We start from the raw sequence: 26,564 nt of genomic DNA, 5'->3' as shown, positions 1-26,564 counted from the left end.
ATAAAAATAAAATGTATCCAAACAGAGTATTACAAATAGTCGAAATATAACGATAGATTGAAAAATCATCATAAGGGCAGTTGTAAAGCCCTTATGATGATTAAGAGATGAATTATTTTTCCACTTTTTCTGGAACTACGATTTCACCGCTAATAATTTTTTCTTTATATTCGTCAATAACAGCTTGTACGTCTGCTGGGATTGCACCACGAGAATCAGCCAGTTTCACACCGTCTTCAGCAAGACCGTAAACAACTGTTGTACCGCCTGGGAATTCACCATTTTTCGCTTTGTTTGAGAAATCTACTACTGCAGTGTTAACACCTTTTAACATAGAAGTTAAAGTAACGTTTGTTTTATCATCTACTTTACCTTCATCATATTGGTCAGCATCTACACCGATTACCCATACGTTTGCCTTAGGGTCTTTTGCTTTACGCTCTTTTGCTTCAGAGAATACACCGTTACCAGTTGCACCAGCAGCGTGGAAAATAATATCTACGCCTGAAGAGTACATGCTGTTGGCCGCAATTTTACCAAGGTCCGCTTTATCAAATGCAGCTGTATAGTTGCGTTGAATTTCGATATCAGGGTTAACAGCTTTAGCACCTTCAACGAAACCAGCTTCAAAACGATTGATAACTGGAATATCTACGCCACCTACGAAGCCGATTTTACCTGTTTTAGACATTTTAGCAGCCGCTACACCTGCTAAAAATGCACCTTCTTGCTCTTTGAACATGATAGATACAACGTTGTCAGCTTTTACTTCAGCATCGATTAATGCAAAGTGTTTGTCTGGGTTGTCAGCAGCTACCGCTTCAACAGCATCAGCCATCATGAAACCAATACCAAATACTAAGTCAAAGTCACGACGTAGTAAATTGTTTAAGTTCGTTTCGTAGTCAGCGTCAGAAGCTGATTGTAAGTAGTCGAAACCACCCTTACCTTTTTTCAGGTTGTGTTCTTTACCATAAGCTTGAACACCTTCCCATGCTGATTGGTTAAATGATTTGTCGTCAACGCCACCTACGTCAGTAACCATTGCTACTGAAAAAGTTTCTTCTGTCTTGTTATCGCCTGATGAAGCATTGTCTTTTGCAGGTTTTTCTTCGTCTTTCGTACCACATGCACCTAAAATTGCACTTGCAGCTAAAACTGATGATAAGACTAAACCAAATTTACGTTTTTTCATTTTGTTAACCCCCCAAGGTATTGTAATTAGCAGGAAAATAATTTAGAAATGTTCTACACCCGTTTACGTACTACATGGAAGCTGAATTTATCAGCTCGGAAATAATTTTTTGAATACAGCACTACTTGATCATTGTCATCGTAATGGAGCTGTTTCAATACTAAAAGAGCTGTTTCACGACCACAATTTAAAATCGGTGATGCTTGTTCATGATACCCAACCGGATCAATATACGTTACAGCATAGGCAACATGAATTTTACCCGATTGCTCAAGTGCCGAGAAAAGGGAAACTTCTTTTTTGTCAACAAAGTCAGTAGGCAGGAAGCTAGCTGGTAGTTTGTCTATACAATAAACTACTGGCTCACCATCTGCTGTTCTGACGCGTTCAATCGTGAGTATTTTATCTTCGCCATCACATTGGAAGCGTTTTAAATCTTCATCAGAAGGGATATTCTCAGTTGCCTTTAAAAACTTAGACCCTGGTTCCATACCTGCTGTTTCGATCATAGAAGAAATACTGGATAAATGCTCGATGCCTGATGTAAACAACGGCTTAGGATTGACAAATGTACCAACCCCATGTCGACGCACAATCACATTTTCCTCTTCCAACAGTCGAAGCGCCTCTCTAAGTGTTGCTCGACTTACTCCTAGTGATTTCGATAATTCAAATTCTGATGGAAGTTTTTCATTTTCTTTGAAAACGCCCGTCTCGATGTCAGACTTTAAACGATCAATTACTTGAAGATAGAGATGACGATGATCTGCTTTAATAGTCACATAAATCACCACCAAAATCAGAGATCAGACATCTGATGTACAACATTCCTACTAATCGTTCATAAATATAACATTTTTGCAGAATGAAATAAACTATTTTAAGCAAAATCAATAATAGAAATCATCCTTTCCTTACTTTCGACGCAAACATTTGGACATAAATTCCGCAATGATCCCATGTTTTTTCCTTAATTATCATATTGATGAATTAGCACCTGTCGAGGCTTGCTTCCCTCTGGAGGCCCTACAATACCGCGTTGTTCCATCTGATCGACAATGCGCGCAGCACGCGAATAACCAATTCGGAAGCGACGTTGTAGCATTGATACCGAAGCGGTCTGCATATTTACTACTAATTGCACAGCCTCGTCAAATAATTCATCCGTTTCTTCTAAAACAGTCTCTTCTTCACTTGGAATCATCTCTTCCTGATACTGTGCTTTTTGTTGTTCTATAACAAAGTCAACAACCGCTTCTACTTCCTGATCAGATAAAAAGGCACCTTGCACGCGTTTCGGCTTCGATGCACCAGCAGGTAAAAATAACATATCGCCACGTCCAAGCAGGCGCTCTGCTCCACCCATATCTAAAATCGTTCTCGAATCAATTGCAGATGATACTGCAAATGCGACTCGAGATGGGATATTCGCCTTAATAACACCCGTTAGAACGTCTACACTTGGTCTTTGTGTCGCTAATATTAAATGGATGCCCGCTGCTCGCGCCATTTGTGCTAAACGCGTAATGGAATCCTCGACGTCATTTGAAGCAACCATCATTAAGTCTGCTAACTCATCTACAATAACTACGATGTATGGCAATTTAGGGTGCTTTTCCTCTGTTTGTTCATTGACCTTTTGGACATGCCCATTATAACCTTCAATATTTCTCGTGCCCGTATGTGAAAATAAATCATAGCGTCGTTCCATTTCTGAAACGACCTTTTTCAGTGCTTGTGACGCTTTGCGCGCATCGGTTACAACCGGTGCTAACAAATGAGGGATTCCATTATAAACATTCAATTCCACCATTTTTGGGTCAATCATCATCAGTTTGACTTCATGTGGCTTTGTACGCATTAGTATGGATACGACAATGCCATTTATACACACACTTTTCCCGCTACCCGTTGAACCTGCAACAAGTAAATGCGGCATTTTATTGAGTTCAGCTAACACAGCTTGTCCTGTAATATCACGACCTAAAGCTACTTGTAATAGCGATTCTGGCTTTGCTCCATCTTTTGATTCTAATACTTCTCGCAATGTAACGATTGCTACCTCACTATTCGGAACTTCAATACCAATGGCGGATTTTCCAGGAATCGGTGCCTCCATCCGAATATCTTTCGCTGCAAGTGCTAATGCAAGATCATCTTGTAAGTTGACAATTTTACTAACTTTCACACCAATATCTGGCAAAATTTCATACTTTGTTACAGCAGGTCCCAAATGAACTTGTGTTACTTTTGCTTTTACACCGAAGCTTTGCAATGTTTGCTCTAGCTTTTTCGCATTTGCCTGAATAACGGAATATTCACCGCTTTGGTCATGTTGTGGAGGCATTTGTAATAGATTGAATGAAGGAAGCTGATAATCTGCATTTTCCACAGCGTCTGCACTACCAATATGAACATCATCAATAAGCTCTCCGTCTTCAATCTCCGCAGGCTCTACAGTCTGCAATGGTTCTACTCGCTCATGTGAAACATTTTGCGTAAAGGCAGAAATAATTGGCTCATGAGGAACCTCCTCTTCTTCCTCATATGCTGCTGGTGGGTGATTGACAGCTGCAACCTCGTCTGTACTTTCCGCTCTTGAACGACGATTTTTTGGTTTCTTTGGCGTATTTTTTTTCTTCTCTTGCTGTTTTTTTTGCCATTTTCCAAAGAGCACAGGCATTTTTTCAGCTAAATATGGAACGAGTGCTTTTCCTGTAACTAGAATTAAGCCGATAAAGAAAATAACCCAAGCTACCACTTTGGCTCCTGTAGCTTCAAATAATACATGAAGACCGCTAAATAACAGTGCACCTACCATACCACCGCCAAGTGCATTACTTCGATGGACTACACCATCCGTATCGATTAATATTCGCCACGACTCCCTCAAAACAGACTCCGATAATAAACCACCTGATTTTGTTAATTGCTCAAATAAAATACCATGACTAAAAATAGTCAAGCTCATAACAATGAGAACCATCCCTAACATAAGCCGGTCCTTTAGGCTTACTTTTTTCTGTCCAATCATAAGAAGCAATGCGACAAATATAAGCATAAATGGCACTGCAAAATGTAAATTCCCTAAAAGAAACATGGCAATGGTTTGTAAAATACGCCCGATCATGCCATATTCAAAAATCATAATGACCGCAATCGCGATTAAGATGAGCCCTAAAATTTCGTACATGAGCGGATGCATTTCTTTTTTATCGGATGTTGGTTTTGCTTTCGTGACTTTTTTCCTTTTATTACTTGCCATCTTTTTCACCTTCTTTTGCAATCCATTCTATATATGTAGCGAATAATATCATGTAGAACTCGATTATTTCAAAAAAAGGATTTTCCACCGTTTTATCGGCAAGAAAATCCTTCCTCCTTCGCTACTTCTTCAAAGCTTGCTCTACTTTCGACTCCTATCAAAAAACAAGCTTATTTATAAGTGCTTGACTATGTCATGTCACATTTTCATGTAAGACATTTACATACTTTTGACATTCAATCGGTAACGCAGCAAAATGTGGCGTCACTCGTTAGCAATATGCGTTAAAGAAATCTTTTAAAATTTTAATACTCCATTATGATTGGGATAATCATAGGGCGGCGCTTCGTTTTTTGGAATAAATAAGTATTTAATGTATCACGAATTTCTTGTTTAATATTTGTCCATTCGAAAGTATCTTTCCCAACATATTTTTCAATCACGTTTTTCGCAATTTCAGATGCTTCTACCATCAGTTGCTCTGACTCACGCACATAGACGAAACCACGCGATAAAATTTCGGGACCTGAAGCAATTTTCTTTTGTGCACGGTTTAAAGTGACAACAACAATGAAAATACCATCTTGCGAAAGTAATTTACGATCACGTAAAACAATATTTCCAACATCGCCTACACCGATACCGTCTATTAATACATTACCAGCTTGTACACGACCACTCATTCGCATTTTGCCATTTTTGTATTCGACAATATCACCTTTATCAGCGATAAAAATTTGTGATTTTTGCATACCAAGCTGTTGTGCTAACTTAGAGTGTGCAATCAGCATACGATATTCCCCTTGAACTGGAATAAAGTATTTCGGCTGCATTAAGTTCAACATTAGTTTTAAATCTTCTTGGCTACCGTGACCTGATACATGGACATTTTTACTCGATGTCAAAATTTCAGCTCCAGCTTTTGCGATGGAGTTCATCGTATTGGCCATTTGCACTTCCATCCCTGGAGACGGCGTAAACGTAATAAGTACTGTATCATTTTGTTTAATTTTAATGTCTCGATGATGCTTACGAACAATTTTCTCTAACGCATCTAACGGTTCGCCTCTATTACCAGTTGTGATAATAATAATTTCTTCTTCTTGATATTTTTGCATCTCAGAGATTGGAATAATCGTATCTTCTTCTACCGTTAAGTACCCTAACTGTACACCTAAATCAACAGCTTTTTCTAAAGGTTTCCCCACAATAACCACTTTGCGGAACGATTTTTGCGCTTGCGTTAGGACTTGTTGAATACGAATGAAATTAGACGCATAGACAGCTACTAAAATACGACCTGGTGCCGAATGGAATGTTTTTGATAATTGCTCTTCAATCACAATTTCAGATGTCGTATAGCCTGGTCGCTCTGCTTCACAAGACTCCGATAGTAAGATAAATACGCCTTCTTCACCTAACTGTGCCATTTTGGCTAAATCTGGTTTAAACTTACCTGTTGCCGATTGGTCGAATTTAAACTCTCCAGTATGAACAATCGCTCCTTCAGAAGTATGGAACACAACCCCTAACGAATCGGGAATACTATGTGTTGTATGGAAGAATGTCACATACGTAGAGTTGAAATTCATACGGCTACGATTTGTTACTTCAAAGAATTTCACCTGATGTGGTGCAGGTAATTCCTTTAAATGTTCTTTGGCAAGTGCAATCGTTAATTTTGATCCATACACTGGTGCTTTCACTTTTTGTAAAATATAAGCGATTGACCCAATGGCATCCTCATGACCATGTGTTAAGAAAATCCCTTTCACACGCTCTTTGTTTTCTTCTAAATACGTAATATCAGGTATTACGATGTCAATGCCCAACATCTCGTCTTCTGGGAACATTAAACCGCTATCTACTACAAATAGCTCTTCGTCAATTTCTACTACGCACATTGCTTTTCCGATTTCGCCCACACCACCTAGTGGAATGATGCGAATTAATTCATTTTTCTTTTTTGTCAATTTGTTTCCTCCTAAAAAATATCCCGAACAGCAACCACTTATTTTCATTATACGATTTGCAAGGCTTTTGCACAAATTATTTTAAGTGCCAGTCACCCAAACAATTCTATCGTAAAAATCCACTACGCTTTCCGCGGGCACGTTGTAAGCCGAAACTCCTCGCTAACACGCGGTTTGTTGCGGCTTACACCTGCGCGTTCCCGCTGGATTCTACCTTGAATTTTCACCTAGCTTGTTATGAAATTGTTTGAGTGTCTGGCACCGCAACAATAAAAAAACTATAGATAAACTCTTATTGGCGAGTTTATCTATAGTTTCACTTATTATCTAAAATTTTTAGCTTTTTCTTGGTACGTTTCCCATATTTGGTCGAAGTTCGCTTTTTCTTCATCTGTCATTTCCACCATTGGTAGTCGAACATTTAATGTATCAAAGCCTAGTTTTGTCATCGCATATTTGATCGGTGAAGGATTCGGTTGTGCAAATAGCGCACGCACTAAAGGTAATAATGCTCGATGAATTTTTGCAGCCTGTTCATGCTTCCCTTCTTCAAATAATCTGATCATTAACTGCATATCATTTCCGACAACGTGTGAAGCAACTGAAATGACACCAGCACCACCAATTGCTAACAATGGTAATGTTAATCCGTCATCCCCGCTATAAACTAAAAAATCATCTGCCGCTTCAACGTTTTCAATAATATCGCCCATTTGATCTAAATTCCCGCTCGCCTCTTTAATCCATGAGATATTAGGAATTTTACTTAAATCAACAGACGTCTCGTAGGCAACATTTATACCTGTACGTCCTGGAACATTATAAAGCATCACAGGCAACTTTGTTTCTTTTGCAATCGTCTCAAAGTGCGCGTAAATACCTCGTTGGTTTGGCTTATTATAATAAGGTGCTACTAACATAATGCCATCCGCACCATTTTCCTCAGCCTTATGTGTCATCGCGATTGAATAGGCTGTTTCATTGTCCCCTGTACCTGCAATTACCGGTACACGGCCCGCTACTTTTTCTACTGTAAATCGTACAACTTCAATTTTTTCTTCTGTGGTCATAGTTGGGTTTTCAGAGGTTGTGCCACATGCAACAATGCAATCCGTACCATTATCAATTAAATGATTAATAATACGTTCTAGTTCTGGATAATTAATCGTACCATCTTCTTTAAACGGCGTTATCATTGCCGTTCCAATTCGACCTAAATTCATCCTTACACCCCTCTTATAGTAAGTTATCCTCAAGCATTGCTTCTGCAATTTGAATAGAGTTCAATGCAGCGCCTTTTAATAAATTATCTGATACGATCCATAGGTGGAATCCTTTTTTATTATCTAAGTCTTGACGGATACGTCCTACAAAGGTAGCATCTTCCCCTTCTGCGTAAATCGGCATTGGGTAAGTTTGTGTTGCGATATCATCTTGTAATACAATTCCAGGTGCATTTCGTAATACTTCGAAAATGCCTTCTACTGTTGTCTCTTTTTCTACTTCAATATAAACAGATTCAGAGTGTCCTGAAACAACTGGTACACGTACACATGTAGCAGCTACTTTTAACTCTGGTGCATGCATAATTTTCTTCGTTTCATTAATCATTTTCATTTCTTCATATGTAAAGCCATTGTCAGTAAATTTATCAATTTGTGGAATGACATTACGGGCAATTGGGAAATGACGTTTGTCGCCACCACTCGGTAAAATATTTGCTTCTACATCTTTACCTGCATCCCAGTTTGCGCTTTGTGCTTTTAGTTCTTCAATTGCTGAAATCCCTGCACCAGAAACTGCTTGGTACGTCGATACCAATACTTTTGTTAAACCAAATGTTGCACGGATTGGTTCAAGCGCTGCAACCATTTGGATTGTTGAGCAGTTCGGATTAGCGATAATCCCCTTATGTTTAGCAAGATCGCCGCGATTCACCTCAGGTACTACTAGGGGCACCTCTGGATCCATACGGAAATGGCTCGTATTGTCAATGACTACTGCCCCGCGTTTAGCCGCTTCTGGCGCAAGCACTGCCGATACAGAACCACCCGCAGAGAATAAAGCGACATTGACGCCTTCAAAAGCTTCAGGTGTCGCTTCTTCAATTGTATACGTCTCACCATTAAATTCGATTGGTTTTCCTGCGGAACGTGCAGAAGCTAAAAACTTAATCTGTCCGATCGGAAATTTTCGTTTAATTAGCTGTTCCATCATTTTTGAACCTACTGCTCCTGTTGCACCTACAACCGCAACTGTTAACTGCTTAGTCATCTGTCATCTCTCCTTGAATACAAGTTCCATAATGTGTGCTATTGTATCATAAAAATACTGAAAATTGTGTGCAATTAATGATTTATTTGAAATATTGTATCAACAGTGGTTGTAATTGCTTTTTCTGCGTAATTGCTGCATGAACCGTGTCGACCATTTGGTCAAAATCAGCAATTAATGAATTGGGTTTTCCATGTGGTGAATCCTGACCAAATGGAATAAAGTAAATGTTTTTCGCATTGAGCAGTTTCATAATATTGATGCCATTTAAGCCCAGTGCATCATTTGTAGAAATACCTAGAACGACTGGGGAGCCATTTCGCAAAGTTGCCTTTGCAGCCATGAGCACAGGACTATCCGTCGCGGCATTGGCAAATTTACTAATACTATTGCCAGTCATTGGTGCTATGACCATTGCATCCAACGGATTGGAAGGTCCAAATGGTTCCGCTTCTTTTATAGAAGAAATAACCTTTTCCCCTGTCAAAGCCTCTATTTTCGCAATCCATTCTTCCCCTGTTCCAAAACGTGTTGCGGCATGTAATACTGAATGCGTAATAATGGGGATAACGGTCGCCCCTGCATCAATAAAATTTTGAATCTTTGGTACAACATCTTCATACGTACAATGTGAAGCCGTAATGCCTAAACCAATTCGTTTACCCGTCAGCAATTTTCTTCCTCCTCTATTGCCTTGCACAAAATTTCTGCCGCATCATGTGCAAAGTATTTCCCAGGTAATGATGGCAATAGTACATACGTTTGCAATTGGTCCGCATCAATATCTAAACAGCCTGGCTCCGAAGCTAAATCATATAACACGGCTGGCACATGATCCTGAAACGATTCTGTAATCCACTTCGCTGGAATCGTATTAATGAAAATCCCATCATGTATGGACCATTTTCGATCGTCTAAATTCGAAGCTTTATAGCCATATGCTTTTGCTTCACTCACTTGTACCACTGAACGCGCAACAATATGCACATTAGCGCCCATCTTTACGAGTAAAGATGCGAGCATTTTGGCGATGCGACCAAAGCCTGCGATCGTAAAGTTTTGTCCGTAAATACATTTCTGCTCGAGTCCGTAAAACGTGGCGATAAATCCCTCCGCCGTCAACCTTGCATTTTGCCAAATAAAAGACTCCTGTTGCAAGTAACAATTCGTGTCATTTTTTTCTAGCAATTGCTTCCAATGCATCGTTAATCGACCCGTATAAAACTTCACTTGTGATATGCCATACAATTGCTCCACTTCTATCTTCAATGGAAGTATAGGGAGAACAATTTTATTAGGCTGGAACTCTAAAACAAGTTTATTTAACTCCTCATTCCAAACTGAAGTTCTTTTATAAAATACTGTACGTGAAGGACTTCGCAACATCGTCGCTAATTCTTTTAATCTTGAGTCCTCGCCGATTACCAGCCATTTTTCGTTTTCCAAAAGCTCACCTCACTGTAAAAATTCAGACTGTACTGTCGTCGTTTTGTTAAATAAAATACGATCTTCTCCAATTAATATAATTTCATGCCACGGAATCATTTCACTAACTTTTACTTTCTTCTTTTGGAATGGCATTTTTTCTTTAATAATCTCAAATCCATGTATCTTTCCTGTCTGCACATCTAATAGGCATTCTGTGTGTGCCAGTATGCCAAAATGTACACCACCTTCAACTTGAATCAATTCTTTATCCACCATTTCAGATAATAGCATGCCTCATCTCCCTCCTTGAGCCGTTAACCCAATATATGCCGAGTTTTTGCAATTCGTGCCCCATACAAAAGTACTTCTAGGTTGCAACTTTCATACATACTGTGTATAGTGTGTATATACAGTTATAATCAAGAGGTGAAAATAAGTGCGTATCCATTTAAGCAATGCGAGTGATAAACCAATCTATGAACAAATTACTGTTCAGCTAAAAGAAGCCATTTTAGCCAATAAACTTCACGCAGGCGATGCACTACCCTCTATACGTGCACTCGCCAAGGATCTCAAAATTAGCGTGATGACAACCAAACGAGCATATGCAGATTTAGAGCGAGACGGCTTTATTGAAACGGTAGCGGGAAAAGGTAGCTTTGTTACTGAACGTAACCAAGATTTTTTACGGGAGGAGTTATTGCGCCAAGTAGAGGAGCATTTACAAAAAGCCGTCAGAATAGCTAAAACCGCCGGACTTGTAAAAGAGGAGTTAGTAGACTTACTTTCATTAATTGTAGAGGAGGACAACTAAATGAATGCCATTGAAATCCATGATTTACACAAAGGCTTTGAAGGCTTTTCACTAAAAGATATTAGTTTTTCAGTACCTCAAGGAACAGTAATGGGCTTTGTTGGTGAAAACGGTGCAGGTAAATCCACTACCATAAAATGCATGCTTAATTTATTAAAAAAAGAATATGGCGAAATTTTGCTATTCGGTAAAGATATTGTCGAATATGAGCTTGCGATAAAAAACGACATCGGTGTCGTTTTCGACGAGCTGCATGTACCTGAAACGCTGAATGCGACGCAACTCGACAAATTTATGAAAAGGGTGTTTAAAACATGGGATTCGAATTATTATTTTGAGCGATTGACGCAATTTAAGGTGCCTAAGCGAAAAAAGGTAAAAGAGTTGTCTCGAGGAATGAGGATGAAGCTATCGATAGCTTTAGCATTGTCGCACCATCCAAAATTGTTAATTTTAGATGAACCAACAAGTGGATTAGACCCAATTATACGTGATGAAATTCTCGACTTATTTTTAGCGTTTATGCAGGATGAAACACATAGCATACTATTTTCATCACATATAACAAGTGATTTAGAAAAGATAGCTGACTATATTACATTTATTCATAACGGTGAAATATTATTTAGTGAAAGCAAGGATGTCTTACTATATGATTACGGGATTTTTAAAGGGACGAATGAGGAAATAAGCGAATTACCTGAGCAAGCAATTATTCAAAAACGCGATGGTACTTTCGGGCTTGAAGTACTTGTGCTAAAAAATGAAATAAACGAAGCATTTACCGTTGAAAGACCGACTATTGAGGATATCATGCTATTTTTCGTGAAAGGTAGTGTTCAGCCATGACTGCTCTTGTAGTAAAAGATTTAATGACGATACAGCGTCAGCTAAAGACACAAGCTTTTATACTTATCCCCATGCTGCTTTTTTCCATACTAATGGGGCAAGGATCAATTATTTTTTCCTTTATATTATTTATTCTTGTTATTCAGGCTATTACTGCCCTTACCTACGATGAACTTTGCAGCTGGGACAAATATGTCAATACCTTACCCATTAGCAAGAGCGAAATTGTCCTTAGTAAATACATGCTTAGCCTTGTGTTAATGTTAATTGGTCTGATTATTGCATTACCTGTAGTTTTTATCATGAATCATTTTACAAACGATTGGGGAACCACTAATTTTTTCCTTACATTCAATCTTCTAATTGGGGCGGCATTTTGTTTGCTTGCTTTAATCTTACCGATTTATATCAAATACGGTTCTATAAAAGGTCGAATCGTTCTAATTGTTTTATGCTTTATTCCTGGTTTACTCATTGGGCTGTTAGAGGAGTATTTTGCAGATGTTGTGATTACGATTTCTAAGCTACAACAGTTCAGCTATTTAGCACCATTTATTGGGCTATTTATTTTATGGTTATCTTCTCTAATTGCAACAGCAATCTATAAACGCAAGGATTTTTAGAAGGGGGTTGTGCACCATGAAAGCTTTATTATGGCATAGATTGTCCATGCAAAAGGGGCATATTTTTATAGTGATTATCATTAGCTTATTTATAACTTTAATCAACTTCCGTTATTTTAGTAACGCTTCTATCGCCATGTTTGCGTTAATTTTATCTGCAACGATAGTTCAAAGCATGTATACGCAAGATCATAAAGTGAAGTGGGAACTCTTTGTAAACAGTCTTCCTTTAACTAAAAAAACGCAGTTACTAGCGGATTATCTCTATTGCTACAGCTTTATTGCATTACTTTTTATCACATCTGCTCCTATTTACTTTTCATCGTTTTACGAACAAAGTAATCGTTTCGAGCATTTCGCTATTTATTTCGCTAATATTAGCTGTGCGATTTTGCTTATTTGTACACAGTTTTATTTACATCATTTAGCGGAAACTAAAGGGACGCGTTCCTTTAAAATGTTCATTTATATAATAGCTATTTTTTTTATTAATTTTCCAATTCATTATTACTTAGCAATGGTAGCCGCCAATTTGTCCATTATATTAATACCAACAGTCCTTAGCGCCGTTATTAGTGTTGTCGTTTTTCGAAAATGCCATGTGCTCTATACAGCAAAAGAGATTTTTTAATGCTCCGCAATATGCAAAGCCTCATCATAAGTATCGTGATGGAGCTTTGCTCAAATTTAATTGAGTCCCAATTCCATTCCATTTGCTCGCTTTTGGGAACATATCTCTCACACTTGTGGCGACAATCCCTCTTAAGTGTCAGTTTTTCGCAAGAAAAGGCATCCAACATTTGAATCGTTGGATGCCTCGCACTTTTTATATTAGCGTGATCCGCTTTATGTTAAGCTTCAGGTCCGATGATGGAAATCGCTGGCTCAGCTTTTAATATTTTCGAGATAAGACGATCTACAGACTCCATCGTTACCGCATCGATGGACGCTAGTACTTCATCTACTGACCGATGTCTTCGGTGCACTAATTCACTAGTACCATTTCGGTTCATGCGTGCGCCTGTTCCTTCAAGGCCAAGCACAAAGCTTCCTTTTAACTGTTCCTTGGCATTATCTAACTCTTCCTCCGTCACGCCCCCCGCTACGATATCAAGTAATGTGGCATCAATAGTATGTTGCAATTGCGATAGTTGTTGACGACTTGCACTGCCGTAAATTGTAAATGCCCCAACATCTGCGTAGCAAGATTGGTAGGAGAAAATTGTATATGCTAAGCCACGCTCTTCACGTACTTCTTGAAATAGTCGAGAACTCATATTGCCACCAATAATATTATTTAACGCAATAAAGCTATACATATCCGGATCTTTGACGCCAATAGCTGGGTAAGAAAGGGCTAAATGCGACTGCTCCGTATCTCGCGTTTTCGTTATTTCTCCTGGATGGAACTGAGGATTTGTTAGGACAGGTACAACAGCAAGTGGTGATGCTTCGTAACGTCCGAATAAATCTTCAATTGTAGTTAATAGGGTTGGAGAAATATTGCCTGCCACAGAAATAACAATTGATTCTGGTCCATAATGTTTCGCCATATAATTGCGAATCATATCTGCTGTAAATGTTTTTAACGTAGCGGCGGTCCCTAAAATCGGGCGACCTAGGGCATCATTTGGATACATGACTTCCCAAAGCTTTTCATGCACATCATCATCTGGAGCATCCTCACTCATTAATATTTCCTCTAATACGACTTGACGTTCCTTTTCTAATTCCTCTTCTGCAAATGTCGAATGAAAGAACATATCTGCTAGGATGGAAATAGCCAGCTCTGCATGATGGTCTAAAACTTTCGCATAGTAGCAAGTATTTTCTTTTGAAGTAAAGGCATTTAATTCGCCTCCAATACGGTCAAACTCTTCAGCGATTTGGCGGGCACTTCGCGTTGTTGTACCTTTAAAAAGCATATGCTCGATAAAGTGCGTAATCCCATTTTCCTCTGGTAATTCATAGCGTGAACCAGCATTGACAAATATGCCAAGTGCAACAGATCTAACATGATCAATTTGCTCTGACACAATACGCACACCGTTTTGACATGTATGTACTTGTACCAAATATTTTCCTCCTCTTATACATCCGTTTTATTTAAAAAAGGCTGCGCATCATACGCAGCCTTTTTTTATCAAATTATTTACCTTGTTCTGCGCGTTCTTTTTCTTCTTGAATAACCACTTTACGAGATAAATTCACACGACCTTGTTTGTCGATTTCAATTACTTTTACAAGTAATTGATCGCCTAGTTTTAACACATCTTCCACTTGCTTTGTACGTTCCTCTTGAATTTCAGAGATGTGTAATAAGCCATCTTTCCCTGGGAAGATTTCACAGAATGCACCGAATTTTTCGATACGTTTTACAGTGGATAAGTAGTATTCGCCCACTTTTGCTTCACGTACGATGTCTTCGATAATTTGTTTTGCACGAGCGTTCATTTCTTCGTCTGCTGAAGAGATGTAAATTGTACCATCTTGTTCTGTATCAATTTTTACGCCAGTTTCTTCAATAATTTTATTAATTTGCTTACCGCCTGGTCCAATAACATCGCGGATTTTATCTGGATTGATACGTACAATCACAATTTTTGGTGCATAAGCAGATAATTTTTCACGTGGTTGAGCCAATGTTGCAAGCATTGATTCTAAAATATGCATACGGCCAATTTTAGCTTGAGTCAATGCTTCTTCTAAAATATTACGTGATAGACCGTCAATTTTAATATCCATTTGAAGTGCTGTTACGCCTTTAGCCGTACCTGCTACTTTAAAGTCCATATCGCCAAGATGGTCTTCCATACCTTGGATATCTGTTAAAATGGAATAATGCTCGCCTTTTTTAATCAGCCCCATCGCGATACCTGCAACAGGTGCTTTTAACGGAACACCAGCATCCATCATAGCTAATGTAGAAGCACAAATTGATGCTTGTGATGTTGAACCGTTCGATTCAAGTACTTCTGATACACAACGGATTGTGTATGGGAATACAGATTCATCAGGAATGACTGCTTCTAGTGCACGCTCACCTAGAGCACCGTGACCGATTTCACGACGACCTGGTCCACGAATTGGGCCAGTTTCCCCTACAGAGAATTGTGGGAAATTGTAGTGATGCATAAAGCGTTTAGATTCCTCAACACCTAAGCCGTCAATAATTTGAACATCACCAAGTGCACCTAATGTACAAATTGATAAGGCTTGAGTTTGTCCACGAGTAAATAATGCTGAACCGTGCGTACGTTGTAATAGCCCTGTTTCAGAAGAAAGTGGACGAATTTCATCCAACTTACGACCATCTGGACGGATTTTATCTTCTGTAATTTGACGACGTACTTCGTCTTTTACCATTTTATCTAAAATAGTATGCACTTGTTTCATTGTTGTTTCATCGGCTTCTTGCTCTTCATAAGAAGCAATGATACGATCTTTCACCGCAGTGATTGCTTCATCACGTGCATGCTTTTCAGCTGTTTGAATAGCGTCATGCATATCAGTTTCACAAGCTGCTTTAATATCTGCTTGAATCGCTTCATCAATTTCAAATAATGTGACAGGTAATTTTTCTTTCCCTACTTCAGCAACAATTTGTTCTTGGAAAGCAATTATTTTTTTAATTTCTTCATGACCGAACATAATTGCTTCTAACATTACTTCTTCAGGCACTTCTAAAGCGCCCGCTTCAACCATGTTTATAGCATCCTTGTTACCCGCTACAGATAAATGGATTGTTGACATGTTCGCTTGCTCAACAGTTGGGTTCACGATGAATTCACCGTCAATATAACCAACTTGTACACCGGCAATTGGTCCATCGAATGGAATATCAGAAATTGCTAATGCTAATGATGAACCTACCATTGCTGCCATTTCAGATGTGCAATCAGGGTCATTAGACATAACCATAGAAATAACTTGTACTTCATTACGGAAACCGTCTGGGAACATCGGACGAATTGGACGGTCAATTAAACGGCTTGCTAGAATTGCTTTTTCAGATGGGCGTCCTTCACGTTTAATAAAGCCGCCAGGAATTTTACCTGCTGCATATAAACGTTCTTCGTAGTTTACTGTTAATGGGAAGAAATCAAGTGGTTTGGGTGATTTTGACATTGTTGCTGTTGCAAGTACAGAAGTATCACCGTAGCGTACTAATGCTGCTCCATTTGCTTGTTTTGCTAACTGTCCTACTTCAATTACAAGTGGACGGCCAGCCCATTCGTAGGAATAGACTTTCTTTTCGTTCATTCAATGAACCCCTCTCTATTATAAAAACACTTACTCGTCTGTATGTACTAATAGTAAGTGTACCAAAAATGCTTGTTCTATGCTAAATATTTCATGAAATAATCATACATTTAAATTCAGTTATTGCCAATTTATTTAGGATTTATTGCTTTATTTGGTTGGAATGGCGTTTTTGCTTGTTTTCATCTTATATTTTTACTTATCTTGTTGCGATTCGTCGTTAGCTAGAAAGTTTATAAACATAAAGAAAAAGCGGGAATAATCCCGCTTTTCGATTGTCAATTAGCGACGTAAGCCTAAACGATTGATTAGTTCACGGTAACGTTGAACGTCAGTTTCACGAAGATATTTAAGTAAGTGACGACGACGACCTACCATTTTAAGAAGACCACGCTCAGAGTGGAAATCTTTTTTGTGTGTACGTAAGTGAGTGTTTAAAGCGTTGATTTCAGCTGTTAAAACTGCAACTTGTACTTCTGGAGAACCAGTGTCACTTTCGTGAGTACGGTACTCAGCGATAATTTCGTTTTTACGTTCTTTTGTAATAGCCATTTGTATTGACCTCCTAAATAATTGTTAAATCCCCATTAGCACAGTAAACGTTGGAGTCATCGGTATACCGAGCTAAGGTTAAGCACTTTATGCACTTATGAATGTTACCATAAAACAATGGGGCAAGCAAGTAATAACATAGCTCATGCCATGTGATGCTGTGGACAGCGCTATTTCATAACATGGAAAAATTGTATAGCCTCTTGCTTATCTTTCTCTATTTGCATTTTTAGCGCTTCAATTCCGTCAAACTTCCGCTCGCTTCGAATACGTTTATACCAAGCAACATGTACTTCTTCCCCATAGATGTTTTTCTCGAAGTTTAAAATATGTACTTCGATAGATAATTGCTTGTCGTTTGGATCTTTAAATGTTGGTTTATAACCTACATTACATACACCATCATACCAATTATTTTGTACAAGCAGTCGTACTGCATACACACCACTTGCTGGAATGTAAGTACCCTCTAGTGCTTGTACATTTGCAGTAGGAAAGCCGATTGTACGTCCACGTTTATCGCCATGCACCACAATACCCTTTATTTCAAATGGACGGCCTAGAAGCATACGAGCAGCCTCCATATCGCCCTCTTGTAATACTTTACGAATGCGTGTTGAGCTGATTTTCTCAAGCGAGTCAGCTTTCTTATCGACCACCGTTACACCATATTCGCCATTGCTTAAGACACGCATATCTTCCATCGTGCCTTTCCCAAATGCACCAAATGAAAAATCAAATCCTGCTGTAACATGTTGAATATTTAACCCTCGAATAAAGGTATCAATAAAAGCAGCCGGTGACAGCTTCGCAAAGTCTGATGTGAAGTGTACAACAAATACCGTATCAACACCTAGTTCTTCAAACAGCTGCAATTTTTGCTGTAGTAATGTAATATAAAATACTTTTTCATTGCGTCCGCCTAGCACTAATGATGGATGCGGATCAAATGTCATAACGGCAGTCGGGATTTGTCGCTTGCCCCCCTCTTGCTTGGCCGCTTCAATAACCGCCTGATGTCCAATATGTACACCATCAAAAAAGCCAATTGCCAATGAGTACGGCTGGATACTTTCTCGCTGTTGTAATTGGTGTGGGTATTTTAAATGAATGACCTCCATACAAAAAATCCTCCTACTCTATCGTTGGGAACATTTTATGTGGCTTCATCAGCCCTTCTTTTGTTGGATGGGCTTGATAAACCGCAAATGCTTTCCCTTTGATTCCAAACACAATTTTATCATGCACCTTTAATAATGCATCTGCTGGGAGCACTTGTCCATTGAAAATTTCTTTTTCAATCGATGATGTTATTTCAATATATGGATAGTCTGATAATGCATATTCTACTGGAAGAATACATGTATGAATTTGTTCATTTTCCATTAGTTCGGCAACTTGTGCTAGTGTAAAACAATTGTCTTGTGTAAATGTGCCAGACGCAGTTCGTACAAGCTCTTGCATATGTGCAGGATAGCCTAGCGCTTCACCAATTTGTACAGCTAATGTACGAATATATGTGCCTTTGCTACATGAAATCCTTACAGGGAATGTAATTTCATGCCCTTCGTAAATTTCCTTATCATCAAGTAACTCTAACGCATAAATGGTCACCTGTCTTGTCGGTCTTTCCACCGTTTCGCCTTTACGAGCATATTCATATAGCCGTTTCCCATTGACTTTAACAGCTGAAAACATCGGTGGTGTCTGATTAATAACACCCGTTAAGGAAGCTAAGACATCCAGCAACTCGGCACGCGTAAACGCCTTATTTGTAGTATCTTCCTTAACCGTTTCCCCTTCTGCATCTTCAGTCGTCGTTGTTCGCCCAATGGAAATAACTGCCTCATAGGTCTTCCCTGCATCCGTTAAATATTCGGCAATACGTGTTGCCTGTCCGATACAGATGGGCAGAACCCCTTCTACTCCTGGATCTAAAGTGCCCGTATGGCCAACTTTTTTTGTTCGCAATATTTTTCGTAATTTAAAGACGCAATCATGACTCGTCATGCCACGTTCTTTCCAAAGCGGTAAAATACCGTTCATCTAAATCCCCCTTTTAGTACCATCACATGAAAAAAGCCTGCCTGCATGAAGATGCATGTGGCAGACTTTTACTGTTGTTATTCTTTGTGTAAACCACGTAGTAATGAATCAATACGGTTACCATACTCAATCGATGAGTCAAATTCAAAGATTAATTCTGGTGTTCGACGTAAACGAATACGAGAACCGATTTCAGAACGGATAAAACCAGCAGCTTTTACTAAAGCTTTTAGCGTTTCCTCACGTTCACGTTCATTGCCTAATGATGTAATATAAATTGTCGCTTGTTGTAAATCACCTGTTACATCTACACCAGTAACAGTAACGAAGCCAACACGCGGATCTTTAATTTTACGGCCAATAATATCACCAAGCTCTTTTTTCATTTGCTCAGCAACACGGTTTGAGCGTAGAGACATAATTAGTCACCTCTATTTCGATGTTCAGCTATTTGCGTTAAGCGAATGACTATGTCAATAAAAGGTTTTAAACAAACCTAACACTTTCATTGACAATAACCATCCTAAATCTTACAAATAACCTTTGCTGCTTATAAATAGTCTCGCCACACATTAAGTTGTTCCCAAGACGGATTTGACTGCAAATAATGAAGGGCGTGATTGATTTCACGCTCTGCTGCGTCCTTCGAGGAAGAAACAGCAACAAGCGCTAATTTCGTACGCTGCCATACATTTTGATGGTCAATTTCGGCAATGGATACATTAAACTTCTGTTTTGTGCGCGTAATCATACGCTGTAATACAGCGCGTTTTTCCTTTAACGAATGGGCAGTTTGGATAATAAATTCTACCTCAACGTATACAATCATTATGCACGTTTAACTTCTTCCATAATGTAGGCTTCAATGATGTCGCCTTCTTTAATGTCATTGAAGTTTGTAATCGTAATACCACATTCGTATCCTCTTGCTACTTCTTTTACTTCATCTTTGAAACGTTTTAATGTATCTAATTCGCCTTCGAAGATTACCACGTTGTCACGAATTACACGGACACCAGAATCACGTGTTACTTTACCTTCTGTTACGTAAGAACCTGCGATTGTACCAACTTTAGATACTTTAATTGTTTGACGAACTTCCGCTTGACCGATGATTTTTTCTTCAAATTCTGGGTCTAGCATACCTTTCATCGCTTGCTCGATTTCTTCAATTACTTTATAAATAACGCGGTGTAGACGAATATCTACGCCTTCTTCCTCTGCTGCACGTTTTGCATTTGTATCTGGTCGTACGTTGAAACCAATTACGATTGCATTCGATGCTGCGGCAAGAGAAATATCTGATTCTGTAATTGCGCCAGCGCCAGTATGAATAATTTTCACATTTACGCCTTCTACATCAATTTTCATTAATGAAGCAGCCATTGCTTCTACAGTACCTTGAACGTCAGCTTTAACGATTAAGTTTAACTCTTTCATTTCACCTTGACTCATTTGTTCAAATAAGTTATCAAGCGTGACACGTTGTTTTTCAGAACGTTGTGCTTGAATAGCTGTCATTGCACGAGTTTCCCCAACTTGACGAGCTGTTTTTTCGTCTTCGAAGACAACGAAGCGGTCCCCAGCTTGCGGTACATCGTTTAAACCTGTAATTTCGACTGGTGTAGATGGACCAGCTTCTTTTACGCGACGCCCTTTATCGTTAACCATTGCACGAACACGGCCATAAGCGTGACCAACTACGATTGGATCACCAACTTTTAATGTACCGTCTTGTACTAATAGTGTTGCAACAGAACCACGGCCTTTATCAAGCTGTGCTTCAATTACAGTACCAAGTGCTAAACGATCTGGATTTGCTTTTAGCTCTCCCACTTCGGCAACAAGTAATACCATTTCTAGCAATGTATCAATACCTTCACCTTTTAATGCTGAAATTGGCACGAAAATCGTATCGCCACCCCAAGCTTCAGGTACTAAACCATGCTCAGTTAATTCTTGCATTACACGATCAGGGTTTGCTGAAGGTTTATCCATTTTGTTGACAGCAACAATAATTGGCACTTCTGCAGCTTTTGCATGGTTAATGGCTTCAACTGTTTGAGGCATCACACCGTCGTCAGCTGCTACTACTAGAATTGTTAAGTCCGTTACTTTTGCACCGCGCGCACGCATTGTTGTAAATGCAGCGTGCCCTGGTGTATCAAGGAACGTAATCTTTTTGTCGCCTTCTGTTACTTGGTAAGCCCCGATATGCTGTGTAATACCACCAGCTTCTCCAGCTGTCACTTTTGTATGACGAATTGAGTCAAGTAAAGTCGTTTTACCGTGGTCAACGTGACCCATAATTGTTACTACAGGTGGACGTTCTGATAATTCAGCTTCATTGACTTCTTCTGTTTGCTCGAAGTGAGTTTCTAAATCCGTAATATCTACACGGATTTCTTCTTCAACTTCTACACCGTAGTCTGCGCAAATTAATTCAATTGCATCCTTATCTAATTCTTGGTTAATTGTTGCCATTACGCCAAGCATAAATAATTTTTTAATGATTTCAGAAGGTTCACGATATAATTTTTTTGCTAATTCAGCTACTGAAAGCGACTCAACAAAAGTAATTTTTTCTGGTAGTTCTTTTTGTTTGATTGGTAATGTTGGTTGATGCGTTTTTGGATGACGGCGTTTACCACCGTGGATTCCTGGTTTTGGACGTTGGTTGTATCCACCACCGCCTCTGCGATTATTATTATTATTGTTATTATTATTATTTTGTGTCATATTTCTATTTTGATTACCTTTAGTATTCTTAGATTTTTCGTTAGACGAATTTGAGTTTTGTTGCGTATTATAATGATTTGCTTTCGGCGTCGATGTAGCAGATTGCTGCTTTTGTCCATCTTGCTTTTTCACCGATTGCTGTGGTTTTTGTTGTCCATTCGCTTGCGAACGTTGTGTTACATTTTGAGTAGCTTGCCTTGCCTCTCTTTTCTCTGTCGGTGCTTTAAATGATTGATTTAACTTTGCCACAGTATCTTTTTCCAACATAGACATATGGTTCGTTACACTCACATTTAATTTACTTAGCGCTTCAATAACCTCTTTACTCGATTTATTCACTTGTTTGGCATATTCATGAACTCTGATTTTGGTCATCTGCTCACCCCCGATTATTTTTCGTTGAGTAGACTAGACAATTTACTTGCAAAACCTTTATCGGTAATAGCTAAAGCCACACGGGCTTCCTTACCTGTAGCATGTCCTAGATCATAACGATCGCCAATTACATGATACTCAACGTTGTAATAAGTGCATTTATCTTGAATTTTTTTACTAGAGTTTTTAGAAGCGTCGTTTGCAAGCAGTACAAGCTTAGCATTACCATTGCGGACTTCCTTTACTACTAACTCTTCTCCTGAAATAACTTTACGAGCTCTTGCAGCTATACCAAGCAAATTAAACACTGCTTGATTGGTCATAAAATAGCCTCCCTACGAATGAGCAACAATAGCTCTTCGTATATCTCTTCAGGAATTTTTGCATCAAGTTGGTGCCCTAAAACATTTTTCTTACGCGCGATGTCAACCGCCTGTTCAGACTTTGAAACATAAGCGCCTCGTCCAGGCTTTTTCCCTGAAACATCTACGCTAACCTCGCCCTCTTTCGAGCGTACAACACGAATCATTGCTTTTTTTGGTAGCATTTCTCCAGTAGCTACACATTTTCGAAGTGGTACTTTTTTATTAACCGCCATAAGAATCACCTTTCCTCTCTGAAGCTTCGTAAGAGGTGGACCAGCCATAACCAAAACGCAAAGGTAGAATTTTGTGATTTGAACATTGCGGAGTACAATCCCGCCTCTCAACATTCAGGGACCTTCGCCACAGTTCCTGGCTTTATTCAGTCGGCCCAGGACGCCCACTGAATAAAGCCAGGTGACCAGTCACACGGGCTTTCTTACTTATTCTTCGTCGTCTTGATATAAGTCAACTGTAGCTTCTTCGTAGTCACTATCATCAGCAGGTACGAAAGTGCTTGTTGCAGATGGATAAATCCCTAACTCACGTGCATCTGTTTCACTTTTAATATCGATTTTCCATCCAGTTAATTTTGCAGCTAAACGAGCATTTTGACCACGTTTACCAATTGCAAGAGATAATTGGTAATCTGGTACTACAACAGTTGTTGATTTTTCTTCTTCATTTACTTGCACATCTAAAACTTTTGATGGGCTTAATGCATTTGCTACAAATACAACAGGGTCTTCTGACCATTCAACGATATCAATTTTTTCACCATTTAATTCATTGACAATTGTTTGAACACGTGCACCTTTCGCACCTACACATGAGCCTACAGGATCAACTTCTTCGTTATGTGCATGGACTGAAATTTTAGAACGGTCTCCCGCTTCACGAGCAATTGACTTGATTTCTACAATGCCTTCATAAATTTCAGGCACTTCCATCTCAAATAATCGACGTAATAAGCCTGGATGTGTTCGTGAAACGATTACTTGTGGACCACGTGTCGTACGTTCAACCTTTGTAATATATACTTTAATACGATCATGTGGATGATACGTTTCACCTTGGATTTGTTCATTTTGTGGTAATGCAGCTTCTACTTTACCAAGACCCACGTAAATATTTCGCGCATCTAAACGCTCAACTACACCCGTTACAATGTCATCTTCACGATCTACGTATTGCTCATAAATTAAGCCACGTTCTGCTTCACGTACACGTTGAGTAACGACTTGCTTCGCTGTTTGTGCAGCGATACGCCCAAAATTTCGAGGCGTTACTTCCTGTTCAACAATATCTTCTAATTGGTAAGCCGGGTTGATGGCCTTCGCATCTTCTAAAGCAATTTGTAAACGGTCATCTTCTACTTCTTCAACAACATCTTTACGTGAAAATACACGAATTGAGCCTTTGTCTAAGTTTAAGTCAACACGAACATTTTGAGCTTGGTTAAAGTTGCGTTTGTAAGCTGTAACTAATGCTGCCTCTATCGCTTCGATTAACACATCTCTTGAAATTCCTTTTTGTTCTTCCAGCGCCGTTAGCGCATCTAACAAATCACTACTCATTTTATTTTCACTCCTAAATATGCATTATGCTGAAAAATCGATGGCAAGTCGTGCCAAAGCGATTTTTTCCTGTTCAATTGTTACTGTAATTTTGCGTGTTTTAATAGGTACTTCCATCACTAATGTATGTTCATCGTATGACGTTAAGTAGCCTTGGAATTCCTTCATGTCCTTAATGGGCTCATAGGTTTTCACATAAATAAATTTGCCAACGGCTTTTTTAAAATCAGTATCTTTTTTTAATGGACGTTCTGCACCTGGTGAAGATACCTCTAAATAATAATTTTGTGTAATAGGATCTTTTTCATCCAACAGTAAACAAAGTCGTTCACTAACTTGAGCACATTGGCCAATGTCAATTCCACCCTCAGGTGTATCTACATAAACACGTAAAAACCAGTTACGTCCTTCTTTCACAAACTCAACATTCACCAACTCAAGATTTAACTCTTCGACAATCGGTGTAGCAAGTTCTTCAATTAAAGATGGTACTTTGCTCATTGTTTCCTCCTGCATTTTCAATTTCAGGCGTAATAAAACAGAAATTCCACCAGTAATGTTGGTGAAATTTGACGGTCTTACCTGCTGTTAGTCTAAAAAATTTGTTTTGCTTCGGTATAACAACAGAAAAGAGCGGGAATGCCCCACTCTTTTGCTGGAAAACTATCAACAAATTATTACCATAAGGATAGCACAATTTACGTCACAATGCAAACTTCCTTATTTTAGACATTAGAAGAGCGATAACTGGTTCGCATCAGGCATACCTTCTAAACAACCTAATTGATCCATATACTCAATTAATGTTTTCGATACACGTCCACGTTGCTGTAAATCTTCTTTCGATAAGAACTCGCCATTTTCACGTGCCGCTACAATGGTTTTGGCAACGTTCGTCCCGAGTCCAGGAATCGCATCGAATGGCGGTATTAAAGAATTGCCATCAATAATAAACTCACTAGCCTGTGAACGATATAAGTCCACCTTTTGGAAGCTCATGCCACGCTCGCACATCTCCAGTGCAAGTTCCATTACTGTCAGTAAGTTTTTCTCTTTCGTCGAAGCATCTAAGCCCTTCATATTAATTTCATCGATTCTTGCACGAATCATTTGGGAACCTTGCGTCATCGCGATTAAATCAAAATCATCTGCCCTTACGGTAAAGTAGGCAGCATAATACAAGATTGGGAAATGCACTTTAAACCAAGCAATACGTACTGCCATTAAAACGTAAGCAGCGGCATGGGCTTTAGGGAACATGTATTTAATCTTTTTACATGATTCGATATACCAAGCAGGCACTTTATTTGCTAACATCTCTGCTTCAAATTCCTCTGATAAGCCCTTCCCTTTACGCACAGACTCCATAATTTTAAACGCTAAAGATGGTTCAAGCCCTTGGTAAATTAAATACACCATAATGTCATCGCGACAGCCGATTACTTCTTTTAATACACATGTACCATTTTGTATCAGCTCCTGTGCATTACCAAGCCATACGTCTGTTCCATGTGATAGACCAGAAATTTGCACAAGCTCCGAAAATGTTGATGGTTTCGTATCTTCTAGCATTTGGCGAACAAATCGAGTACCAAATTCCGGAATGCCTAGTGTTCCGGTCTTACACCCAATTTGCTTTTCTGTCACACCTAGCGATTCAGGTGAACTAAAAATTTTCATAACAACCGGATCATCGGTTGGAATTGTTTTCGGATCAATGCCAGATAAATCTTGTAACATACGAATAACAGTCGGATCATCGTGTCCAAGAATATCGAGTTTTAAAATATTGTCATGAATGGAGTGGAAATCAAAGTGTGTTGTTCGCCACTCCGAATCTTGTGCATCCGCTGGGAACTGCACTGGTGAGAAATCATAAATATCCATATAATCTGGTACAACGATAATCCCACCTGGATGTTGACCTGTTGTTCGTTTAACACCTGTACAACCCTGTACTAAACGGTCTACTTCAGCACCTCGGAAATGAAGGTTATTGTCGCTCGCATAGCCTTTAACGTAACCATATGCTGTTTTCTCTGCAACAGTACCGATTGTTCCAGCACGGAACACATAATCTTCACCAAACAGTACTTTTGTATAGTTGTGGGCTTGCGGTTGGTATTCACCTGAGAAATATGACGATAGGTAAGCATTTGAAGTCATCGCTAGCTTTTCCCCCGTCCCACACCGTGCATGAGGCTTTCACACTCACACGGCGTTCCATCG

General features: G+C 39.1%; 25 protein-coding genes and 1 pseudogene. 4 read left to right on the top strand and 22 right to left on the bottom strand.

What is annotated here, in order from left to right:
- Positions 1 to 112: 112 nt before the first annotated feature.
- The 9 genes from I5435_RS05165 to I5435_RS05125 all read right to left on the bottom strand — a co-directional run bounded on the left by I5435_RS05165 (position 113) and on the right by I5435_RS05125 (position 10,426).
- Complete coding sequence (locus I5435_RS05165) at positions 113 to 1,195, bottom strand: BMP family lipoprotein (protein WP_229388783.1); 1,083 nt, start codon at positions 1,193 to 1,195, stop codon at positions 113 to 115.
- Between the two features lie 53 nt (positions 1,196 to 1,248).
- Complete coding sequence (locus I5435_RS05160) at positions 1,249 to 1,977, bottom strand: GntR family transcriptional regulator (protein ID WP_024361974.1); 729 nt, start codon at positions 1,975 to 1,977, stop codon at positions 1,249 to 1,251.
- A 188-nt stretch (positions 1,978 to 2,165) separates the two neighbouring features.
- The gene (locus I5435_RS05155) at positions 2,166 to 4,460 is read right to left on the bottom strand and encodes an FtsK/SpoIIIE family DNA translocase (protein WP_337983335.1); all 2,295 of its coding nucleotides are present in this window, start codon (positions 4,458 to 4,460) and stop codon (positions 2,166 to 2,168) included.
- Positions 4,461 to 4,765: 305 nt separating this feature from the next.
- Entirely contained in the window at positions 4,766 to 6,433 is a 1,668-nt protein-coding gene (locus I5435_RS05150; RefSeq protein WP_024361976.1) for a ribonuclease J, read from the bottom strand.
- Positions 6,434 to 6,756: 323 nt separating this feature from the next.
- A complete protein-coding gene (gene dapA / locus I5435_RS05145) occupies positions 6,757 to 7,656 on the bottom strand; it encodes a 4-hydroxy-tetrahydrodipicolinate synthase (RefSeq protein WP_024361977.1) in 900 nt (299 codons plus the stop codon).
- A gap of 13 nt (positions 7,657 to 7,669) precedes the next feature.
- Positions 7,670 to 8,707 carry an aspartate-semialdehyde dehydrogenase gene (locus I5435_RS05140; protein ID WP_024361978.1) on the bottom strand — a complete coding sequence of 346 codons (1,038 nt, stop codon included), beginning with the start codon at positions 8,705 to 8,707 and terminating at the stop codon, positions 7,670 to 7,672.
- Positions 8,708 to 8,789: 82 nt separating this feature from the next.
- Positions 8,790 to 9,380, bottom strand: a complete 591-nt coding sequence (locus tag I5435_RS05135; RefSeq protein ID WP_024361979.1) for a dipicolinate synthase subunit B — start codon at positions 9,378 to 9,380, stop codon at positions 8,790 to 8,792.
- Entirely contained in the window at positions 9,374 to 10,153 is a 780-nt protein-coding gene (locus tag I5435_RS05130; RefSeq protein ID WP_024361980.1) for a dipicolinate synthase, read from the bottom strand. Before I5435_RS05130 ends, I5435_RS05135 begins: the two co-directional genes overlap by 7 nt.
- Positions 10,154 to 10,162: 9 nt before the next feature.
- Positions 10,163 to 10,426 (bottom strand): YlmC/YmxH family sporulation protein, encoded by a 264-nt coding sequence (locus I5435_RS05125; protein WP_024361981.1) that lies wholly within the window; start codon positions 10,424 to 10,426, stop codon positions 10,163 to 10,165.
- A 145-nt stretch (positions 10,427 to 10,571) separates the two neighbouring features.
- Here I5435_RS05125 and I5435_RS05120 point away from each other — a divergent pair, with 145 nt between their 5' ends.
- From I5435_RS05120 to I5435_RS05105, 4 genes are read left to right on the top strand one after another with little or no spacing between them, the layout of a single operon-like run.
- The gene (locus I5435_RS05120) at positions 10,572 to 10,949 is read left to right on the top strand and encodes a GntR family transcriptional regulator (protein ID WP_024361982.1); all 378 of its coding nucleotides are present in this window, start codon (positions 10,572 to 10,574) and stop codon (positions 10,947 to 10,949) included.
- Complete coding sequence (locus I5435_RS05115) at positions 10,950 to 11,798, top strand: ABC transporter ATP-binding protein (RefSeq protein WP_025218814.1); 849 nt, start codon at positions 10,950 to 10,952, stop codon at positions 11,796 to 11,798.
- Positions 11,795 to 12,421 (top strand): ABC-2 transporter permease, encoded by a 627-nt coding sequence (locus I5435_RS05110; RefSeq protein WP_337983334.1) that lies wholly within the window; start codon positions 11,795 to 11,797, stop codon positions 12,419 to 12,421. Before I5435_RS05115 ends, I5435_RS05110 begins: the two co-directional genes overlap by 4 nt.
- Positions 12,422 to 12,437: 16 nt before the next feature.
- Positions 12,438 to 13,052, top strand: a complete 615-nt coding sequence (locus tag I5435_RS05105) for an ABC-2 transporter permease (RefSeq protein WP_337983333.1) — start codon at positions 12,438 to 12,440, stop codon at positions 13,050 to 13,052.
- 220 nt (positions 13,053 to 13,272) lie between these two features.
- Here I5435_RS05105 and I5435_RS05100 read toward each other — a convergent pair whose 3' ends face one another.
- The 13 genes and pseudogenes from I5435_RS05100 to I5435_RS05040 form a co-directional block, all read right to left on the bottom strand.
- Positions 13,273 to 14,496 (bottom strand): M16 family metallopeptidase, encoded by a 1,224-nt coding sequence (locus I5435_RS05100; RefSeq protein ID WP_337983332.1) that lies wholly within the window; start codon positions 14,494 to 14,496, stop codon positions 13,273 to 13,275.
- Positions 14,497 to 14,569: 73 nt separating this feature from the next.
- Entirely contained in the window at positions 14,570 to 16,684 is a 2,115-nt protein-coding gene (gene pnp, locus I5435_RS05095) for a polyribonucleotide nucleotidyltransferase (protein WP_024361987.1), read from the bottom strand.
- Positions 16,685 to 16,966: 282 nt separating this feature from the next.
- A complete protein-coding gene (rpsO, locus tag I5435_RS05090; RefSeq protein WP_008178982.1) occupies positions 16,967 to 17,236 on the bottom strand; it encodes a 30S ribosomal protein S15 in 270 nt (89 codons plus the stop codon).
- A 170-nt stretch (positions 17,237 to 17,406) separates the two neighbouring features.
- Entirely contained in the window at positions 17,407 to 18,357 is a 951-nt protein-coding gene (gene ribF, locus I5435_RS05085) for a riboflavin biosynthesis protein RibF (RefSeq protein WP_024361988.1), read from the bottom strand.
- A gap of 13 nt (positions 18,358 to 18,370) precedes the next feature.
- Positions 18,371 to 19,282, bottom strand: coding sequence for a tRNA pseudouridine(55) synthase TruB (gene truB, locus I5435_RS05080; RefSeq protein ID WP_229388778.1), 912 nt, complete (start codon positions 19,280 to 19,282; stop codon positions 18,371 to 18,373).
- A gap of 77 nt (positions 19,283 to 19,359) precedes the next feature.
- On the bottom strand, positions 19,360 to 19,701 hold the full coding sequence (gene rbfA, locus I5435_RS05075) for a 30S ribosome-binding factor RbfA (RefSeq protein ID WP_024361990.1): 342 nt from the start codon (positions 19,699 to 19,701) through the stop codon (positions 19,360 to 19,362).
- Positions 19,702 to 19,832: 131 nt separating this feature from the next.
- Positions 19,833 to 20,111 carry a DUF503 domain-containing protein gene (locus I5435_RS05070; protein ID WP_024361991.1) on the bottom strand — a complete coding sequence of 93 codons (279 nt, stop codon included), beginning with the start codon at positions 20,109 to 20,111 and terminating at the stop codon, positions 19,833 to 19,835.
- A complete protein-coding gene (infB, locus tag I5435_RS05065; protein ID WP_025218810.1) occupies positions 20,111 to 22,396 on the bottom strand; it encodes a translation initiation factor IF-2 in 2,286 nt (761 codons plus the stop codon). The genes I5435_RS05070 and infB overlap by 1 nt, the downstream gene beginning before the upstream one ends.
- Positions 22,397 to 22,410: 14 nt before the next feature.
- Positions 22,411 to 22,719, bottom strand: coding sequence for a YlxQ family RNA-binding protein (locus I5435_RS05060; RefSeq protein WP_024361993.1), 309 nt, complete (start codon positions 22,717 to 22,719; stop codon positions 22,411 to 22,413).
- The gene (gene rnpM, locus I5435_RS05055) at positions 22,716 to 22,994 is read right to left on the bottom strand and encodes an RNase P modulator RnpM (RefSeq protein ID WP_024361994.1); all 279 of its coding nucleotides are present in this window, start codon (positions 22,992 to 22,994) and stop codon (positions 22,716 to 22,718) included. Before rnpM ends, I5435_RS05060 begins: the two co-directional genes overlap by 4 nt.
- A gap of 207 nt (positions 22,995 to 23,201) precedes the next feature.
- On the bottom strand, positions 23,202 to 24,335 hold the full coding sequence (nusA, locus tag I5435_RS05050; RefSeq protein WP_024361995.1) for a transcription termination factor NusA: 1,134 nt from the start codon (positions 24,333 to 24,335) through the stop codon (positions 23,202 to 23,204).
- Between the two features lie 24 nt (positions 24,336 to 24,359).
- Entirely contained in the window at positions 24,360 to 24,836 is a 477-nt protein-coding gene (gene rimP / locus I5435_RS05045; protein WP_024361996.1) for a ribosome maturation factor RimP, read from the bottom strand.
- 231 nt (positions 24,837 to 25,067) lie between these two features.
- Positions 25,068 to 26,471 (bottom strand): annotated as a pseudogene (locus I5435_RS05040) (PolC-type DNA polymerase III); the annotation flags it as partial.
- Positions 26,472 to 26,564: the final 93 nt, after the last annotated feature.

The sequence above is a fragment of the Lysinibacillus sp. C5.1 genome, assembly GCF_016350185.1.
Classification (GTDB): domain Bacteria; phylum Bacillota; class Bacilli; order Bacillales_A; family Planococcaceae; genus Lysinibacillus; species Lysinibacillus sphaericus.
Note: the sequence above shows the minus strand (reverse complement) of the source record. Positions and strands in the feature narration are given on the sequence as shown.

Bases quoted from the DNA above. Each gene is read 5' to 3' on its own strand.
- I5435_RS05165 (WP_229388783.1), bottom strand. From the start codon at position 1,195: ATGAAAAAACGTAAATTTGGTTTAGTCTTATCATCAGTTTTAGCTGCA.
- I5435_RS05155 (WP_337983335.1), bottom strand. From the start codon at position 4,460: ATGGCAAGTAATAAAAGGAAAAAAGTCACGAAAGCAAAACCAACATCC.
- dapA (WP_024361977.1), bottom strand. From the start codon at position 7,656: ATGAATTTAGGTCGAATTGGAACGGCAATGATAACGCCGTTTAAAGAA.
- I5435_RS05140 (WP_024361978.1), bottom strand. From the start codon at position 8,707: ATGACTAAGCAGTTAACAGTTGCGGTTGTAGGTGCAACAGGAGCAGTA.
- I5435_RS05125 (WP_024361981.1), bottom strand. From the start codon at position 10,426: ATGCTATTATCTGAAATGGTGGATAAAGAATTGATTCAAGTTGAAGGT.
- I5435_RS05115 (WP_025218814.1), top strand. From the start codon at position 10,950: ATGAATGCCATTGAAATCCATGATTTACACAAAGGCTTTGAAGGCTTT.
- I5435_RS05110 (WP_337983334.1), top strand. From the start codon at position 11,795: ATGACTGCTCTTGTAGTAAAAGATTTAATGACGATACAGCGTCAGCTA.
- I5435_RS05105 (WP_337983333.1), top strand. From the start codon at position 12,438: ATGAAAGCTTTATTATGGCATAGATTGTCCATGCAAAAGGGGCATATT.
- pnp (WP_024361987.1), bottom strand. From the start codon at position 16,684: ATGAACGAAAAGAAAGTCTATTCCTACGAATGGGCTGGCCGTCCACTT.
- rpsO (WP_008178982.1), bottom strand. From the start codon at position 17,236: ATGGCTATTACAAAAGAACGTAAAAACGAAATTATCGCTGAGTACCGT.
- ribF (WP_024361988.1), bottom strand. From the start codon at position 18,357: ATGGAGGTCATTCATTTAAAATACCCACACCAATTACAACAGCGAGAA.
- truB (WP_229388778.1), bottom strand. From the start codon at position 19,282: ATGAACGGTATTTTACCGCTTTGGAAAGAACGTGGCATGACGAGTCAT.
- rbfA (WP_024361990.1), bottom strand. From the start codon at position 19,701: ATGTCTCTACGCTCAAACCGTGTTGCTGAGCAAATGAAAAAAGAGCTT.
- I5435_RS05070 (WP_024361991.1), bottom strand. From the start codon at position 20,111: ATGATTGTATACGTTGAGGTAGAATTTATTATCCAAACTGCCCATTCG.
- infB (WP_025218810.1), bottom strand. From the start codon at position 22,396: ATGACCAAAATCAGAGTTCATGAATATGCCAAACAAGTGAATAAATCG.
- I5435_RS05060 (WP_024361993.1), bottom strand. From the start codon at position 22,719: ATGACCAATCAAGCAGTGTTTAATTTGCTTGGTATAGCTGCAAGAGCT.
- rnpM (WP_024361994.1), bottom strand. From the start codon at position 22,994: ATGGCGGTTAATAAAAAAGTACCACTTCGAAAATGTGTAGCTACTGGA.
- nusA (WP_024361995.1), bottom strand. From the start codon at position 24,335: ATGAGTAGTGATTTGTTAGATGCGCTAACGGCGCTGGAAGAACAAAAA.
- rimP (WP_024361996.1), bottom strand. From the start codon at position 24,836: ATGAGCAAAGTACCATCTTTAATTGAAGAACTTGCTACACCGATTGTC.